The organism is Streptomyces abikoensis, assembly GCF_014648775.1.
Classification (GTDB): Bacteria; Actinomycetota; Actinomycetes; order Streptomycetales; family Streptomycetaceae; genus Streptomyces; species Streptomyces abikoensis.
On record NZ_BMRT01000008.1, the window covers coordinates 319,100 to 335,274 of the forward strand.

Genomic DNA, 16,175 nt, shown 5'->3' on the forward strand with positions numbered 1-16,175 from the left:
GTGGGGATCAGTGGTGGCCGTGGCCGCTCGTGATCTCCCGGTACTCCTCCGCGGTGGCCTTGGGGATGTGGGTCCCCTCGCCGTAGAAGCCCTTCGAGAGCTTCACGCGGAGCTTCTGGCCGGCGCCGATCTTGCGGGCCACGCCGTTCTCGTCGACCTCCGGCTCCAGCTCGAGCGGCTTGGGCTGCTCGTGGGCCGTGAGGGTGTGCATCTGCTCCTGCGAGATCGGCTCGTGGATCTCGACGAACTCACCGTGCGGCAGGCGCTTGATGATGCCCGACTCACGGCCGTGCAGCACCTTCTCCTTGTCGCGGCGCTGGAGACCCATGCAGATCCGGCGCGTGGCGATGAAGGCGAGGACCGGGCCGACGAAGAAGCCGATCCGGACGAACCAGGTGATGGCGTTGATCGACAGGTGGAAGTGGGTGGCCCACAGGTCGTTTCCACCACCGACCAGCAGCACCAGGTACCAGGTCAGCCAGGCGACACCGAACGCGGTGCGCGTCGGGGCGTTGCGCGGGCGGTCCAGCAGGTGGTGCTCACGCTTGTCGCCGGTGACCCAGGACTCGATGAACGGGTAGACGGCGATGGCGGCCAGCACCAGCGGGAAGATCATCAGCGGGATGAACACGCCCAGGACGAGCGTGTGGCCCCACAGGTTGATCTCCCAGCCCGGCATCACACGGATGAGGCCCTCGGAGAAGCCCATGTACCAGTCGGGCTGGGCGCCGGTGGACACCTGGTCCGGGCGGTACGGGCCCATGGCCCAGATCGGGTTGATCGACGCGAGGCCGGCGATGGCCGCGATCACACCGAAGACCAGGAAGAAGAAGCCTCCGGCCTTGGCCATGTAGACCGGCAGCAGCGGCATGCCGACCACGTTGTTGTTCGTCCGGCCGGGGCCGGGGAACTGGGTGTGCTTGTGGTAGAAGACCAGGATCAGGTGCGCCACCAGCAGGCCGAGCATGACGCCCGGCAGCAGCAGGACGTGGATCGAGAAGAACCGCGGCACGAAGTCCGAGCCGGGGAACTCGCCCCCGAACAGGAACATCGAGACGTAGGTGCCGACGATCGGGATGGAGAGGATCGCACCCTCCATGAACCGGACACCGGTGCCCGAGAGCAGGTCGTCCGGCAGCGAGTAACCGGTGAAACCGGTGAACATGCCGAGGACCAGCAGCAGGAAGCCGAAGACCCAGTTGACCTCACGCGGCTTGCGGAACGCGCCGGTGAAGAAGACGCGCATCATGTGCACGAGCATGGCCGCGACGAAGATGAGCGCCGCCCAGTGGTGGATCTGCCGGATGAGCAGACCACCGCGGACGTCGAAGCTGATGTCCATGGTCGACTTGAACGCCTCGGACATCCGCATGCCCTGCATGGGGACGTACGAGCCGTGGTAGACGACCTCGTTCATGCTGGGGTGGAAGAACAGCGTCAGATACACACCCGTGAGGATGATGATCATGAAGCTGTAGAGGCAGACCTCACCCAGCATGAAGGACCAGTGGTCCGGGAAGATCTTCCGCATGTTGACCTTGGCCAGGCTGTAGATGCCCAGTCGGCCGTCGGCCCAGTCGGCGACCCGCTCGCCCGCGGGTGCCTTGCGGCGGTTGTCAGTGGTGGCAGTACTCATCCGCGCTCCCAGTACGCAGGACCGACGGGCTCGGAGAAGTCGCCCATGGCCTCAAGGTAGCCCTTGTCGTTGACCTTGATCCGCAGCTGCGGAAGGGCGTGGCCGGCCGGGCCGAAGATCACTCGACCGCCGTCGGAGAGGTCGAAGGTCGACTGGTGGCACGGGCACAGCACGTGGTGCGTCTGCTGCTCGTAGAGGCTGATCGGGCAGCCGACGTGGGTGCAGATCTTGGAGTACGCGACGATGCCGTCGGCGGACCAGTCCAGGGACTTCTTGTCCTTGATGTTCTCCGGGCGGAGCCGGACGATCATCAGGGCGGCCTTGGCGATCTCCTTCTGGAAGTCGTGGTCCTCCTCGGACATGCCCTCGGGCATGGCGAAGGTGAGGGAGCCGACCTGGACGTCCTCCGGGCGCAGCGGCTGCAGCGTGTTCTGGTTGATGAGCATCTTGCCCTCGGACCAGGCGGTCTTGCGCAGCTTGGTGCCGGGCAGCGGACCGAGGTCGCGGAGCAGCATCACGCCGGAGAGCGGCACCAGGGCCAGCGCGCCGAACATGGTGTTGCGCAGCAGCTTGCGGCGGCCGAAGGTCGACTCCTCGGCGCCCGCCTTGAAGTCGGCCAGCACCTTGGCCTTGACCTCCGGGGAGGCCTCGATCGGGTGCCGCTCGTCGGCGTGCTCGACGTCGGACATCAGGGTGCGGGCCCAGTGGACCGCGCCCGCGCCGATGCAGAACAGCGCCACGCCGAGGGTCAGGCCCAGCGCGAAGTTCAGGGCGCTGATGTGACCGATCGGGAAGACGTAGATGCTCTTGTCGACCGGGAGGGACACATAGGCGGCGATGAAACCGACCGTCGCCAGCATGGACAGCGTGAACAGGAACGCGACCACGCGCTCGGAGCGCTGGGCGGCCCGCTCGTCGATGTCCTGCTTGCGGTGCTCGTGCGGCGGCAGCCCCGGGTCGGCGAACGGGTCGTCGGCGGTGGCTACGGCACCGTGCGCGTCGCCGTGCGCGGCGGGCAGGGTCTCTTCAGGAATGTCTTGGCTACTCATGACTTCTTGGCCTTAGCGGTGTGGGCCGCGACCCAGATGGCGACGGCGATCAGGGCACCGAGACCGAAGATCCACGCGAACAGACCCTCGCTGACCGGGCCGAGCCCGCCCAGCTCGAGACCGCCCGGGCTCTTGGTCTTGTCGCTGTTGACCGTGTCGAGGTACGCGATGATGTCCTTCTTGTTCTTCTCCGACATGGTGGTGTCGGGGAAGGAAGGCATGTTCTGCGGGCCCGTCTGCATGGCCTCGTAGATGTGCTTCGGGTTGACGCCCTCGAGCGACGGGGCGTACTTGCCGTTGGAGAGCGCGCCGCCCTTGCCGGTGAAGTTGTGGCACTGGGCGCAGTTCGTGCGGAAGAGCTCGCCGCCCTTCGCGATGTCGGCGCCCTCCGGGCTGTACTGGCTCTTGGTCGGCTGGGCGGGGCCCGCGCCGAGGGAGGCGATGTACGCGGCCAGCTGGTCGATCTCGGCCTGGGAGTAGATCGCCTTCTTGCGGGGCGCCTGGGCGCCCTGCTGCTGGAGCGGCATACGGCCGGTGGCGACCTGGAAGTCGACGGCGGCGGCGCCCACGCCGACCAGGCTCGGCCCGTCGGTGGTGCCCTGACCGCCGGTGCCGTGGCAGCTTGCGCAGCCCACGGAGTAGAGCTTCTTGCCCTCCTCGATGGCGAGGGACTGGGCGCTGTCATCGGCCTTGGCCGTGTCGGCCGGCGCGAACGCGGCGTACAGCCCCCCAGTTACCGCCAGCGCGAAGAGTAGGACGACGACCGCCGCCAGCGGATGGCGTCGTCGTGCGGAGAGCTTTTTCACGGATTACCCCGGTGTCAGGATCTTCTGCGTCGATCTGGACTGTTGGTCCGGTGCGGGACGGGACCGATTACTTGATCAAGTAGATCGTGGCGAAGAGGCCGATCCACACCACGTCGACGAAGTGCCAGTAGTAGGACACGACGATGGCCGCCGTCGCCTGGTGGTGGGTGAACCTCTTGGCCGCGTACGTCCTGCCCAGGACCAGCAGGAAGGCGATGAGACCGCCCGTCACGTGCAGGCCGTGGAAGCCGGTCGTCAGGTAGAAGACCGAACCGTACGGGTCCGAGGAGAGGGAGAGGCCCTCTTCCTTGACCAGGGCGGTGTACTCGTAGACCTGGCCGCCGATGAAGATGGCACCCATCACGAAGGTGATCACGAACCACAGGCGCAGCTTCTTCACGTCACCGCGCTCGGCGGCGAAGACGCCGAGCTGGCAGGTGAGGGAGGAGAGCACCAGGATCGTGGTGTTGGTGGCCGAGAACGGAAGGTTCAGCGCGGACGCCATTTCCTTCCAGTGGTCGGGGCCGGTCACCGATCGCAGGGTGAAGTACATCGCGAAGAGGGCCGCGAAGAACATCAGCTCGGAACTCAGCCAGATGATGGTTCCGACGCTGGTGAGGTTCGGTCGATTGACCGACGGGTGCGCGTGCCCGGTATCTGTTGCTGTTGCTGTCGCCACGACCGACATTATGTCGGTCGCTTATCTCGCGCTCACCCCGGGGGGTGCCGTTCGGTGTGTCAAGACCGTATGGCCAGCTCGTATGGCCCATTGGGGCGGTCCCCCAAAGGGAGGAAGCGGCACTTCGGGCGCCTCGCGGGGGCCGTCGGCCCCTCCTGCCGGGCGGTCTTCGCGGAGTAGCATCCGCGCACAACAGCCCTGCCTGCCCACGAGCATGGAGGAACGATGCGGACGACCGCCACGGTGCTGGTCTACAGCGACGACGCGAGCAAGCGGGAGCAGGTGCGGCTGGCCGCGGGCCGGCGGCCGGCCGCCGACGTGCCGGAGGTGCGCTATCTGGAGTGCGCGACCCTGCCGGCGGTCCTGCGGACCCTCAAGGAGCACCGGGTGGACGTGTGCGTCCTGGACGGCGAGACGGCGCCCGCGGGCGGCATGGGGGTGTGCAGGCAGCTGAAGGACGAGGTGTTCCGCTGCCCGCCCGTGCTGCTGCTCATCGGCCGTCCGCAGGACGCCTGGCTGGCCACCTGGAGCAGGGCCGACGCGGCTGTCACCCATCCGGTGGACCCGGTGGCCCTCGCGGGGGCGCTGGCGGGGCTGCTGAGGCAGCGGCAGTCGGTGGACGCCTGACGGGCGCGGGCGCGCGGGCTAGAGGCGGGGGCGCAGCCGGGCCGTGTCGGCCGGACCGGTGCCCTCGCGTTTCCCCGCGGTCAGGGCGCTGCCCTCGCGCCACTGCTTCCAGGGCATGTTCCAGTCGCCGAAGCCGTTGTCGAAGGGCGTCATGGTGGCCCCGGCGCTGCCCACGACCTTGACGATGTCGCCGACGCGCACGTTGTCGAAGAACCACTTGGCGTTGGCGGTGCTCATGCCCGTGCAGCCGTGGCTGACGTTGTCCGCCCCCTGCGAGCCCTCGGACCAGGGGGCGGCGTGGACGTATTCGCCGCTCCACGTGACCCGGGTGGCCCAGTAGACGGGCAGGTCGTAGGCGTCCGAACTGCCCTCGGAGATGCCGATGCTGGTGCCGCGCATCCGTACGAAGGCTTCCTGGCCCAGGACGACCTTGACCCCGTTGCGGGTGGCATAGCCGGGCTTGCCGGTGGTCACGGGGATGGAGCGGACCTCCTGGCCGTTCTTGAGGACCGACATGTAGTGGGCGCTGGCGTCGGTGACGGCCTCCACCCGGTCGCCGGTGGTGATCCGTACGCCCTTGACGGGGCCGCCGTAGAGGCCGCTGCCGACCTTGATGCCCTCCAGGGTGGCGCGCACGTCGATGGTGGCGTGGGCGGGCCAGTACTCCTGCGGGCGGTAGTGGAGGGTCTTGTTGTCCACCCAGTACCAGGAGCCCTGGACGGCGGGTTCGGACTCCACCTTGAGGGTGCGTTCGACGACGGCGCGGGCGGCCGGGTCCTGGACGGGCTCGCTGAGCTCGGCGGTGATGGGCTGTCCGACGCCGTAGGTGCCGCTCTGCGGGCCGAACGCGACCCGGAGTACCCGGTTGGCCCGGCTGGTCTCGAAATCCATCGTCCGGCGGCCCTGGGCGCCGTCCTCGTCCTCCGTGCTGACGCGCACGGTGTAGCGCACCCCGGCGGACAGGGCGCCGGTGCTGCGCCAGCGGGAGCCGTCGGCGTCCAGGTCGCCCTTGACGCGCCGGCCGGAGGCGTCCGTGACCGTCACGTCCGTGATGCGGTCGCCGCCCTCGGCGGTCACCTCGACGGGCCTGCCGGGATCCGCCTTCTGGCCGTCCCCGGCGCCGCCGGCCAGGCCGACGTCCGTGGCGTCGTAGGGCTCGTCGGCCAGCGGGTTCGACGAGCCGCCGCACGCGGTGACCACCACCAGGGCCACGGAGGACAGCAGCAGGGTCCAGAAGGGCACCGTGCCGTGTCGGGGTGACTGACTCATGGTCACACCGTAGGAAGGATCGACGCGCGCGGCTTCCGGTGCGAGTGCACACGGGTGAACGCCGCACACGGGTGAACGACGCGACGGGCCCCGCGCACCGTGAGGTGCGCGGGGCCCGTCGTGTGGTGCGCGGAACCTACTGGTTCTGGTTCTCGCCGCGGTAGAACTCGAACACCCAGCCGAAGAGGCCGATCAGGATGATCGGGGCCGAGAAGTACATGAGCCACCAGCCGAAGCAGATGCTCATGAAGGCGAGGGCGCCACCGACCGCCAGGGAGAGCGGCTGCCAGCTGTGCGGGGCGAAGAAGCCCAACTCGCCGGCGTCGTCGGCGACGTCCGCCTCCTTGTTGTCCTGGGCACCCGCGTCCACCCGGCGCGCGGTGAACGCCAGGTAGTAGCCGACCATGATGCACAGGCCGAAGGACATGAAGAGCGCGGTCGTGCCGACCGTCTCCTTCGACCACACGCCATAGACGATCGCCATGGCGAGGATGAAGACGGAGAGCCAGATGAACATCTTGCCCTGGATCTTCACTTGCCGGCCTCCTTGCCACCCGCGAGGGCCTTCTCGCCCGCGAGGTTCTCTTCGAGCTCCAGGGCCGCGATCTCCGGGTGGTGGAGGTCGAACGCCGGCGATTCGGAGCGGATGCGCGGCAGCGTGAGGAAGTTGTGCCGCGGCGGCGGGCAGGAGGTCGCCCACTCCAGCGAGCGGCCGTAGCCCCACGGGTCGTCGACCTCGACCTTCTTGCCGTACTTGGCGGTCTTCCAAACGTTGTAGAAGAACGGCAGGATCGACAGGCCCAGCAGGAAGGAGCTGATGGTCGAGATGGTGTTCAGCGTGGTGAAGCCGTCGGAGGCGAGGTAGTCCGCGTAACGACGCGGCATGCCCTCGGCACCCAGCCAGTGCTGCACCAGGAACGTGCCGTGGAAGCCCACGAACAGCGTCCAGAAGGTGATCTTGCCCAGGCGCTCGTCCAGCATCTTGCCGGTGAACTTCGGCCACCAGAAGTGGAAGCCGGAGAACATCGCGAAGACCACGGTGCCGAAGATGACGTAGTGGAAGTGCGCGACGACGAAGTACGAGTCCGAGACGTGGAAGTCCATCGGCGGCGAGGCCAGGATGACACCGGTCAGACCACCGAAGGTGAAGGTGATCAGGAAGCCGACGGCCCACAGCATCGGGGTCTCGAAGGACAGCGAGCCCTTCCACATGGTGCCGATCCAGTTGAAGAACTTCACACCGGTCGGAACCGCGATGAGGAACGTCATGAAGGAGAAGAACGGCAGAAGCACGCCACCGGTGACATACATGTGGTGCGCCCACACGGTCACGGAAAGACCGGCGATGGAAATCGTCGCCGCGATCAGGCCCCAGTAACCGAACATCGGCTTCCGGGAGAACACCGGAATGACCTCGGAAATGATGCCGAAGAACGGCAGCGCGATGATGTACACCTCGGGGTGTCCGAAGAACCAGAAGAGGTGCTGCCAGAGCAGTGCTCCACCGTTTTCCGCACTGAATACCTGGGCCCCGAATTTACGGTCCGCCTCCAGGGCGAACAGCGCGGCGGCCAGCACCGGGAAGGCGAGCAGGACCAGCACACCGGTCAGCAGCACGTTCCAGGTGAAGATCGGCATGCGGAACATCGTCATGCCGGGCGCGCGCATGCAGATGATCGTGGTGATGAAGTTGACCGAACCGAGGATCGTGCCGAAGCCCGAGAAGGCCAGACCCATGATCCACATGTCGGCGCCGACACCCGGCGAACGGACCGCGTCCGACAGCGGGGAGTAGGCGAACCAGCCGAAGTCGGCCGCACCCTGCGGGGTGAGGAAGCCGGCCACCGCGATCAGCGAGCCGAACAGGTACAGCCAGTAGGCGAACATGTTCAGCCGCGGGAACGCCACGTCGGGCGCGCCGATCTGCAGCGGCATGATCCAGTTCGCGAATCCGGCGAACAGCGGCGTCGCGAACATCAGCAGCATGATCGTGCCGTGCATCGTGAACGCCTGGTTGAACTGCTCGTTCGACATGATCTGCGTGCCCGGACGGGCCAGCTCGGCGCGCATGAGGAGCGCCATCAGGCCGCCGATGCAGAAGAACGCGAACGACGTGACCAGATACATCGTGCCGATGGTCTTGTGGTCAGTGGTGGTGAGCCACTTGATCACCTGACTGCCGGGCTGCTTCTGGCGTACGGGCGGTGCTGCCGTGGCTGTTGCGGCGGCGGCACCCTGGGGTTCGTTGAGGATGCTCACTTGTTCTTGGTCTCCGCGTTCTTCGCGTGATCCGTCTGCGCGATGCCCGCCGGCTGGTAACCGGTCTGGCCCTTGGCCGCCAGCTCCTTCAGGTGCGCCTTGTACCGCTCGGGAGAGACGACCTTGACGTTGAAGAGCATCCGGGAGTGGTCCTGGCCGCAGAGCTCGGCGCACTTGCCCAGGAAGGTGCCCTCCTTGTTGGGGGTCACCGTGAAGCTGTTGGTGTGGCCCGGAATGACGTCCTGCTTCATCAGGAACGGCACCACCCAGAAGGAGTGGATGACGTCCCGCGAAGTGAGGACGAACTCGACCGTCTCACCCTTGGGCAGCCACAGGGTCGGACCCGGGTTGCCGGTCTGCGGGTTGCGGTCGCCGGGGACGCCGACCTCGTAGACACCCTCCGCTCCCTGCGGCGCCTTCTTCAGGAACCGGTCGGGAATGGCGTTGAGCTCCTTGTTCTCACGGAGCGGCTGCGCCGGGGTGGCCGTGTTGCCGTCGACGTTCTCGATGTAGTTGAACGCCCAGCTCCACTGGAAGCCGACCACGTTGACGACGTGCTGCGGCTTGTCAGGGTTGGTCAGCAGCTTGTTCTCATCACGCGCGGTGAAGTAGAAGAGCACCGACACGATGATGATGGGGACCACGGTGTACAGCGCCTCGATGGGCATGTTGTACCGGGTCTGCGTGGGAATCTCCACCTTCGAGCGGCTGCGCCGGTGGAAGATGACGCTCCAGATAATCAGGCCCCACACCAGGACACCGACCGCGAGAGCCGCGGCCCAGGAGCCCTGCCAGAGGGAGAGGATCCGCGGTGCCTCTTCCGTGACGGGCGTTGGCATGCCGAGGCGGGGGAAGTCCTTCGATGTGCAACCGGTGGCGGTCGCCAGGACAGCGCCCGCGGCCAGCGCCTGCAGCAGCTTCCGCCGCACCGGGCGCCGCGACGAGCGGTCGGAGCCGTTGGGACTCACGTAGCGCCTTCCCGAGAGTCTCGCCCGTGCGGCCGGCTGCGGCCGTCTCGCTGGTCGGTCGCCGGCCCGCTGCGGGCAGGGGTTTGGATGTTTATGCGGACCAAACCCTACTGGACGCTATTTGGGGTCGCGCGGGGAGGGTGCCCAACGCGCCGATCCGGTCCCCGAAGGGGTGGAATCAAGGGCTCCGGAGGCCATCTGGAGGACCGTCAGGAGTGGGCGTCCGCGCAGCCCACAGCCCTGCGAGCGGCTTCGGGAACGACCTCCGCGACGGGCGGGCGGGGACGCCTCCGCGGCCTGCCCCCGCCCGGAGTTAGCGTTCATGTGTGCCCTACTTCGACGCCGCTTCCGCCGCCCCCCTCCACCCGGTCGCCCGCCAGGCGCTGCTCGCCGCCCTCGACGAGGGCTGGGCCGACCCCGCCCGCCTCTACCGCGAGGGCCGCCGCGCCCGGCTGCTGCTGGACGCCGCGCGCGAGGCCGCGGCCGAGGCCGTCGGCTGCCGGCCCGACGAGCTCGCATTCACTCCTTCGGGTACCCGCGCCCTGCACGACGGCATCGCCGGCGCGCTCGCCGGACGCCGCCGGGCCGGCCGCCATCTGGTGGTGTCGGCCGTGGAGCACTCCGCCGTCCTCCATTCGGGCGACGCGCTGGAGGCGGAGGGCGGCAGCGTCACCCGGGTCCCCGTGGACCGCGCCGGCCGCGTCGACCCCGCCGGCTACGCGGCGGCCCTGCGCCCGGACACCGCGCTCGCGGCCCTCCAGTCCGCCAACCACGAGGTGGGCACCGAACAGCCCGTCGCCGAGGTGGCCGAGGCATGCCGGGAGGCGGGGGTGCCGCTGCTGGTGGACGCGGCGCAGTCGCTCGGCTGGGGCCCGGTGGCCCCCGGCTGGTCGCTGCTGACCGCCAGCGCCCACAAGTGGGGCGGCCCGGCGGGGGTGGGTCTGCTGGCCGTGCGCAAGGGCGTGCGGTTCGCGGCGCGCGGACCGGTGGACGAACGGGAGTCCGGCCGCGCCCCGGGCTTCCCCGACCTCCCGGCGGCCGTCGCCGCCGCGGCCTCCCTGCGGGCCGTGCGCGCGGAGGCCGCGGAGGAGGCCGCACGGCTGCGGGCACTGGTCGACCGGATCCGCGCCCGGGTGCCCGAGCTCGTCCCGGACGTGGAGGTCGTCGGCGACCCGGTACGGCGGCTGCCGCACCTGGTGACGTTCTCCTGCCTCTACGTGGACGGGGAAACGTTGCTGCACGCGCTGGACCGGGAGGGTTTCTCGGTCTCGTCGGGGTCTTCGTGCACGTCCAGCACGCTGGAGCCGAGCCATGTGCTGCGGGCGATGGGGGTGCTGTCGGAGGGGAACGTGCGGGTTTCGCTGCCCCGAGGGGCGTCCTCGGAAGACGTGGAGGAGTTCCTCCGGGTGCTTCCCCGTGCCGTCCGGGAGGTACGGGAGCGGCTGGGCGCCCCGACGGGGGGCGCGCCCGCCTCCGCCGGGAGCGAGGAGGAGGTCGTCCTCGACTCGCTCGGGAAGCGGTGTCCGATTCCGGTGATCGAGCTGGCGAAGGTCATCGGGGACGTGCCGGTGGGTGGGCTCGTCACCGTCCTGTCCGACGACGAGGCCGCGCGGCTCGACATCCCCGCGTGGTGCGAGATGCGCTCGCAGGAGTATCTCGGGGAGCGGCCCGCTGAGCGCGGGGTCGCGTATCGGGTGCGGCGCCGCGCCTGAAGCCGCCGCTACCGCGGCGGGATTCGCCCACCCACCCGCCCGATTGCCCGGCATCGACGTTTCCGGGTGATCGGGTGGGCGGGTGGGCGAAACGGGGGGTGTGGGGGGCGGAGCCCCCCACCAAGGGTCAGGCCAGGTGGGCCTGGACTTCGGCCGCCGCCTCGTGGCCGTACGCCTTCGCGAACCGCTCCATGAAGTGGCCGCGCCGCAGCTCGTACTCCTGCGTGCCCAGCGTCTCGATGACGAGCGTCGCGAGCATGCAGCCCAGCTGGGCCGCGCGCTCCAGCGACAGCTCCCAGGTGACGCCCGCGAGGAAGCCCGCGCGGAAGGCGTCGCCCACGCCGGTCGGGTCGACCTTGGCCTCCTCCTGGGCGGGGCCGACCTCGATCACCGGCTCGCCGAGGCGCTCGATGCGCACGCCCTGGGCGCCCAGCGTGGTGACGCGGGTGCCGACCTTGGCCAGGATCTCCTCGCCCGTCCAGCCCGTCTTGGACTCGATGAGCGCCTTCTCGTACTCGTTGGTGAACAGGTACGCCGCGCCGTCGATCAGCACCCGGATGTCGTCGCCGTCGAGGCGGGCGAGCTGCTGGGAGGGGTCGGCCGCGAAGGGGATGGCGCGGGCGCGGCACTCCTCGGTGTGGCGCAGCATCGCCTCGGGGTCGTCCGCGCCGATCAGGACCAGGTCCAGGCCGCCGACGCGGTCGGCGACGGGCTGGAGCTCGATCTGCCGGGCCTCGCTCATCGCGCCGGTGTAGAAGGACGCGATCTGGTTGTGGTCGGTGTCCGTGGTGCACACGAAGCGGGCGGTGTGGAGGACCTCGGAGATGTGCACGGAGGCGGTGTCGACGCCGTGGCGGTCGAGCCAGGCGCGGTAGTCCGCGAAGTCGGCGCCGGCGGCGCCCACCAGGACCGGCTTGAGACCGAGCAGCCCCATGCCGAAGCAGATGTTCGGGCCCACGCCACCGCGCCGGACGTCGAGCTCGTCGACGAGGAAGGAGAGGGAGACCGTGTGCAGCTGGTCCGCCACGAGCTGATCGGCGAAGCGGCCGGGAAAGGTCATCAGGTGGTCGGTGGCGATGGAGCCGGTGACAGCGATACGCACGACGGGTCTGCTCCCTGGGGGGCGGTAACTGTGGATGACATGAACGACGGCTCTCATCAAGCAGAGCCACACCACGCTACCGGGTTCCGGCCGGATGACCAGGTCCGCTTCCCGCCACTCGGTACGTAAATCTACCTAATAGTAGGTCTTTCATCGCGGGCTCTCCCGTGCGTACGGTGCGGATATGCCGAAGACTGTGAAGGACGTCACTCCGCACGTCTCCGCACCCGACCCGGAGTCCCTGGCCGGACTGCGCGAGGACTGCGCACGGATGGCACGCGACTGGACCGTTCCCCCCGCCTCCCGGGAGACGCGGCGGGTGGGGAGGACGCCGATCTCGCTCATCCACGGGGTCTCGGTGCCCGACCGCTCGGCCCGGCTGCTGGACGGAATGTCCGAGTACGGCGACTGACCCGGCCACCGGGGCCCGCCCGGTGCCGACCGCCCGGTGGAACCGCTCGCTCCTGCGCTCCGTCCAAGCGCCGTCCCCCTCCCGGGGGAGGTGGCTGTACATCACTTTGAGCGGAGCGAAGGAGCGATGTGGTGAGCACCGAGGGCGGCGGTCCGGGCGGCGGCCCCGAGAACCGGCGGCGCAGGCACTCGCCGCTGGCGGTGGCGTCGGTGGCGGCGGCCGTGCTGCTGGCGGGCGGCGGAGGCGCGTACTGGGCGGCGACGGCGACGGGCGGTGCCGGCGGCACCCCACCCCGGGCGGCCGACACCGGAGGCACTCCCCCACCGCTCGCGCTGGACGGCTACGGCCGTACGAGCGGCTCCGGCGGCCCGTCGCAGGGCATCGCGGTCGGCGAGCCGGACCCCCACGGGGTGCGCTACCGCGCGGAGGGCGCACTGCCCGAGGGACCGCGGACCGGCGCCGTCCGGGTGGCCGACCGCGAGGTGACCGCCGAGCAGGTGGCGGCGCTCGCCAAGGCCCTCGGGGTTTCGGGCGCGCCCCGGCTGGTCCAGGACACCTGGACGGTCGGCGGCTCCCCCGACGCCGCGGGCCCCACGCTCCAGGTGGGCCGGAAGGGCCCGGGCGACTGGGCGTACTCGCGCTACGGCGTGCCGGGCGGGGCGCACTGCGAGCACCCGCCGGGCGCCGGCCCCAAGAAGGGCACGGACTCCCCGGGCTGCCCGTCCTTCCGTGACGGCGTCCCGTCCCTCCCCCCGGACCCGGCCGCCTCGCAGCCCGTGTCCGAGGACAAGGCGAAGAGCGTGGCCGCGCCCGTGCTCAAGGCCCTGGGGCTGGAGGGCGCGCGGACGGACGCCCGCAAGACGTACGGGGCCGTGCGGACCGTCACCGCCGACCCGGTGGTGGACTCCCTGCCCACCTACGGCTGGCAGACCAGCCTGCGGGTCGGGTCGGACGCGCAACTGGTCGGCGGCAGCGGACGGTTGCTGGTCCCGGCGAAGGGCGCGAGCTATCCGCTGCTGAGCGCGGACCGGGCGCTGGCCGAGCTCAACAAGGTCCCGGCGCCGGGTACTCCGGCGGTCGGCGGCTGCGCGACGCCGGTGCCGTACAAGGACGACGCGACGGCGCCCTGCGAGGGGAAGCCGGACGGGAAGCCGGACGGGCCCGCGACGGTCACCGTGCGCGGCGCGGTGCCGGGGCTGTCCGCGCAGTCCGTGGGCGGGCGGCCGGCGCTGGTGCCCTCGTGGCTGTTCACGGCGGATCTGCCGGGCGGCGGCAAGGGCGACACCGTCACGATCGCCCAGCCGGCCGTGGACCCGAAGTTCATCGCCCGGCAGAGCGCTCCCCCGCCGGGCTCGCCGGGCACGACGCCGGGCTCCGGGCCGGCGAAGTCCGGGGTGGTGCGCGTGGAGTCGTACACCGCGACGGACGGCGGCCGGAAGCTGGTGCTCCACTTCTGGGGCGGGGTGTGCAGCGACTACGCGGCGTCGAAGGAGGAGTCCGGGGCGGCGGTGACGGTGAAGGTCACGGGCACGGAGAAGGAGCCGGGCCGGTACTGCGTGATGATGCTCAAGCGCTTCGACACGACGGTGTCGCTGGACCGGCCGCTGGACGACCGCAAGGTCGTGGACCTGGGGTCCGGCGAGACCGTGCGGGAGCAGCAGCAGAAGTAGCGCGGTACGCGCGGGTACGGCGAAGGGCGGCACCCCACCGGGGGTGCCGCCCTTCGCGTCAGGCTTAGCTGAAGGAGTCGCCGCAGGCGCAGGAGCCGGTGGCGTTGGGGTTGTCGATCGTGAAGCCCTGCTTCTCGATGGTGTCGACGAAGTCGATGGAGGCGCCGCCCAGGTACGGGGCGCTCATGCGGTCGGTGACGACCTTCACGCCGTCGAAGTCCTTGACGACGTCACCGTCGAGCGAGCGCTCGTCGAAGAAGAGCTGGTAACGGAGACCGGAGCAGCCGCCCGGCTGAACGGCGACACGCAGGGCGAGGTCGTCGCGGCCCTCCTGCTCCAGCAGGGTCTTGACCTTCGCGGCAGCGGCGTCGGACAGGAGAATGCCGTCGCTCACCGTGGTCTTCTCGTCCTGAACGGACATCTGCTTCACTCCCGGGTCGTTCGGTACGGGTGCGGACTGCTTGCTCTCGCCAGCAACCGCCGAGGTCCCGGATTCATTCCGGGCGTGGACTGTGATGTCCGCCTTTCATGCTCGCACACCGGTCGGCCGAACGGGAATGCGTCACATCGACGCGATGGCCATCGTCAAAGTGACGTGAAGCGGTTATGATAGATAACGTCATATTGACGACAAGGTTCGGCGGGAAGGACCCGTGCGCACCGTCCGCAGAGCCGTCCGCAGAACAGAAAGGGTGCGTGTCGTGACCACCGCCCAGCCCTTGGATGTCCAGCCCACCCCCCTCGCCCTCCTGCTGCTCGGACGCGAGTCCGACCCGCGGAGCGAGCGCGGCGTGGAGTGCCCCGGCGATCTGCCGGCGCCGTCCGACCCGGACCTGGTGGAGCGCGCCCGCGCGGCCAAGGCGAAGCTCGGGGACAAGGTCTTCGTCCTCGGCCACCACTACCAGCGCGACGAGGTCATCGAGTTCGCGGACGTCACCGGCGACTCCTTCAAGCTCGCGCGCGACGCGGCCGCCCGGCCCGACGCCGAGTACATCGTCTTCTGCGGCGTCCACTTCATGGCCGAGTCCGCGGACATCCTGACGTCCGACGCCCAGCAGGTCGTCCTGCCGGACCTGGCCGCGGGCTGCTCGATGGCCGACATGGCCACCGCCGAGCAGGTCGCCGAGTGCTGGGACGTGCTGACGGAGGCCGGCATCGCCGAGGTGACCGTCCCGGTCTCGTACATGAACTCCTCCGCCGACATCAAGGCCTTCACCGGCGAGCACGGCGGCCTCATCTGCACCTCCTCCAACGCCCAGCGCGCCCTGACCTGGGCCTTCGAGCAGGGCGAGAAGGTCCTCTTCCTGCCCGACCAGCACCTGGGCCGCAACACCGCCGTCCGCGACATGGGCATGTCGCTGGAGGACTGCGTCGTCTACAACCCGCACCGCCCGAACGGCGGCCTGACCGCCGAGGAGCTGCGCGCCGCGAAGATGATCCTGTGGCGCGGGCACTGCTCGGTGCACGGCCGCTTCTCGCTGGACTCCGTCAACGACGTGCGCGAGCGGATCCCGGGCGTCAACGTCCTGGTGCACCCCGAGTGCAAGCACGAGGTCGTGGCCGCCGCCGACTACGTGGGCTCGACGGAGTACATCATCAACACGCTGGAGGCCGCCCCGGCGGGCTCCAAGTGGGCCATCGGCACCGAGCTGAACCTGGTCCGCCGCCTGGCGAACCGTTTCGCCAGTGAGGGCAAGGAGATCGTCTTCCTCGACAAGACGGTCTGCTTCTGCTCGACCATGAACCGGATCGACCTGCCGCACCTGGTGTGGGCCCTGGAGTCCCTCGCCGAGGGCAAGGTCGTCAACCGCATCCAGGTCGACCCCGAGGTCGCGCGCTACTCCAAGCTGGCGCTGGAGCGGATGCTCGCGCTGCCGTAACCGGCACGGACTCCGACGGCACGACGACGGCCCCGCACCCTCCCGGGATGCCGTTGGCGAATTCGGGACCTGCGTGACGTCGGTCTTCAAGACGCAGTTGTGGTCT

15 protein-coding genes are annotated in these 16,175 nt (G+C 69.6%); 5 read left to right on the top strand and 10 right to left on the bottom strand.

Features of this window, described 5'->3' with window-relative positions:
- Positions 1–7: 7 nt before the first annotated feature.
- The 4 genes from qcrB to ctaE form a co-directional block, all read right to left on the bottom strand.
- The gene (gene qcrB, locus IE096_RS24745) at positions 8–1,636 is read right to left on the bottom strand and encodes a cytochrome bc1 complex cytochrome b subunit (protein ID WP_189455312.1); all 1,629 of its coding nucleotides are present in this window, start codon (positions 1,634–1,636) and stop codon (positions 8–10) included.
- Positions 1,633–2,685, bottom strand: coding sequence for a cytochrome bc1 complex Rieske iron-sulfur subunit (gene qcrA / locus IE096_RS24750; protein ID WP_189455314.1), 1,053 nt, complete (start codon positions 2,683–2,685; stop codon positions 1,633–1,635). The genes qcrB and qcrA overlap by 4 nt, the downstream gene beginning before the upstream one ends.
- The gene (gene qcrC, locus IE096_RS24755) at positions 2,682–3,491 is read right to left on the bottom strand and encodes a cytochrome bc1 complex diheme cytochrome c subunit (RefSeq protein ID WP_126913786.1); all 810 of its coding nucleotides are present in this window, start codon (positions 3,489–3,491) and stop codon (positions 2,682–2,684) included. Before qcrC ends, qcrA begins: the two co-directional genes overlap by 4 nt.
- 67 nt (positions 3,492–3,558) lie before the next feature.
- Positions 3,559–4,179, bottom strand: a complete 621-nt coding sequence (ctaE, locus tag IE096_RS24760; protein ID WP_189455316.1) for an aa3-type cytochrome oxidase subunit III — start codon at positions 4,177–4,179, stop codon at positions 3,559–3,561.
- Between the two features lie 216 nt (positions 4,180–4,395).
- On the opposite strand from ctaE, the gene IE096_RS24765 reads away from it, so the two are divergent.
- Positions 4,396–4,797: a hypothetical protein gene (locus IE096_RS24765; RefSeq protein ID WP_126913788.1), complete on the top strand. Its 402-nt coding sequence runs from the start codon at positions 4,396–4,398 to the stop codon at positions 4,795–4,797.
- Between the two features lie 18 nt (positions 4,798–4,815).
- Here IE096_RS24765 and IE096_RS24770 read toward each other — a convergent pair whose 3' ends face one another.
- The 4 genes from IE096_RS24770 to ctaC all read right to left on the bottom strand — a co-directional run bounded on the left by IE096_RS24770 (position 4,816) and on the right by ctaC (position 9,293).
- Positions 4,816–6,066 carry a L,D-transpeptidase gene (locus tag IE096_RS24770; RefSeq protein ID WP_189455318.1) on the bottom strand — a complete coding sequence of 417 codons (1,251 nt, stop codon included), beginning with the start codon at positions 6,064–6,066 and terminating at the stop codon, positions 4,816–4,818.
- A 136-nt stretch (positions 6,067–6,202) separates the two neighbouring features.
- Positions 6,203–6,601 (bottom strand): cytochrome c oxidase subunit 4, encoded by a 399-nt coding sequence (locus IE096_RS24775; protein ID WP_126913790.1) that lies wholly within the window; start codon positions 6,599–6,601, stop codon positions 6,203–6,205.
- Positions 6,598–8,325, bottom strand: a complete 1,728-nt coding sequence (gene ctaD / locus IE096_RS24780) for an aa3-type cytochrome oxidase subunit I (RefSeq protein ID WP_126913791.1) — start codon at positions 8,323–8,325, stop codon at positions 6,598–6,600. The genes IE096_RS24775 and ctaD overlap by 4 nt, the downstream gene beginning before the upstream one ends.
- Positions 8,322–9,293 (bottom strand): aa3-type cytochrome oxidase subunit II, encoded by a 972-nt coding sequence (gene ctaC, locus IE096_RS24785; RefSeq protein ID WP_189455320.1) that lies wholly within the window; start codon positions 9,291–9,293, stop codon positions 8,322–8,324. Before ctaC ends, ctaD begins: the two co-directional genes overlap by 4 nt.
- 326 nt (positions 9,294–9,619) lie before the next feature.
- Here ctaC and IE096_RS24790 point away from each other — a divergent pair, with 326 nt between their 5' ends.
- Entirely contained in the window at positions 9,620–11,005 is a 1,386-nt protein-coding gene (locus IE096_RS24790; protein ID WP_189455322.1) for a cysteine desulfurase/sulfurtransferase TusA family protein, read from the top strand.
- 127 nt (positions 11,006–11,132) lie between these two features.
- Here IE096_RS24790 and IE096_RS24795 read toward each other — a convergent pair whose 3' ends face one another.
- Complete coding sequence (locus tag IE096_RS24795) at positions 11,133–12,107, bottom strand: carbohydrate kinase family protein (RefSeq protein WP_189455324.1); 975 nt, start codon at positions 12,105–12,107, stop codon at positions 11,133–11,135.
- A 184-nt stretch (positions 12,108–12,291) separates the two neighbouring features.
- On the opposite strand from IE096_RS24795, the gene IE096_RS24800 reads away from it, so the two are divergent.
- On the top strand, positions 12,292–12,519 hold the full coding sequence (locus IE096_RS24800) for a hypothetical protein (protein WP_189455326.1): 228 nt from the start codon (positions 12,292–12,294) through the stop codon (positions 12,517–12,519).
- 131 nt (positions 12,520–12,650) lie between these two features.
- On the top strand, positions 12,651–14,189 hold the full coding sequence (locus tag IE096_RS24805; protein ID WP_189455328.1) for a hypothetical protein: 1,539 nt from the start codon (positions 12,651–12,653) through the stop codon (positions 14,187–14,189).
- Between the two features lie 64 nt (positions 14,190–14,253).
- Here the strand turns inward: IE096_RS24805 and erpA are convergent, their stop codons facing one another.
- Positions 14,254–14,610 carry an iron-sulfur cluster insertion protein ErpA gene (gene erpA / locus IE096_RS24810; protein WP_121798529.1) on the bottom strand — a complete coding sequence of 119 codons (357 nt, stop codon included), beginning with the start codon at positions 14,608–14,610 and terminating at the stop codon, positions 14,254–14,256.
- Positions 14,611–14,881: 271 nt separating this feature from the next.
- Here erpA and nadA point away from each other — a divergent pair, with 271 nt between their 5' ends.
- Positions 14,882–16,069, top strand: a complete 1,188-nt coding sequence (nadA, locus tag IE096_RS24815; RefSeq protein WP_506005075.1) for a quinolinate synthase NadA — start codon at positions 14,882–14,884, stop codon at positions 16,067–16,069.
- Positions 16,070–16,175: the final 106 nt, after the last annotated feature.

Coding starts and splice junctions, on each gene's coding strand:
- qcrB (WP_189455312.1), bottom strand. CDS start 1,636: ATGAGTACTGCCACCACTGACAACCGCCGCAAGGCACCCGCGGGCGAG.
- qcrA (WP_189455314.1), bottom strand. CDS start 2,685: ATGAGTAGCCAAGACATTCCTGAAGAGACCCTGCCCGCCGCGCACGGC.
- ctaE (WP_189455316.1), bottom strand. CDS start 4,179: ATGTCGGTCGTGGCGACAGCAACAGCAACAGATACCGGGCACGCGCAC.
- IE096_RS24765 (WP_126913788.1), top strand. CDS start 4,396: ATGCGGACGACCGCCACGGTGCTGGTCTACAGCGACGACGCGAGCAAG.
- IE096_RS24770 (WP_189455318.1), bottom strand. CDS start 6,066: ATGAGTCAGTCACCCCGACACGGCACGGTGCCCTTCTGGACCCTGCTG.
- IE096_RS24800 (WP_189455326.1), top strand. CDS start 12,292: ATGCCGAAGACTGTGAAGGACGTCACTCCGCACGTCTCCGCACCCGAC.
- erpA (WP_121798529.1), bottom strand. CDS start 14,610: ATGTCCGTTCAGGACGAGAAGACCACGGTGAGCGACGGCATTCTCCTG.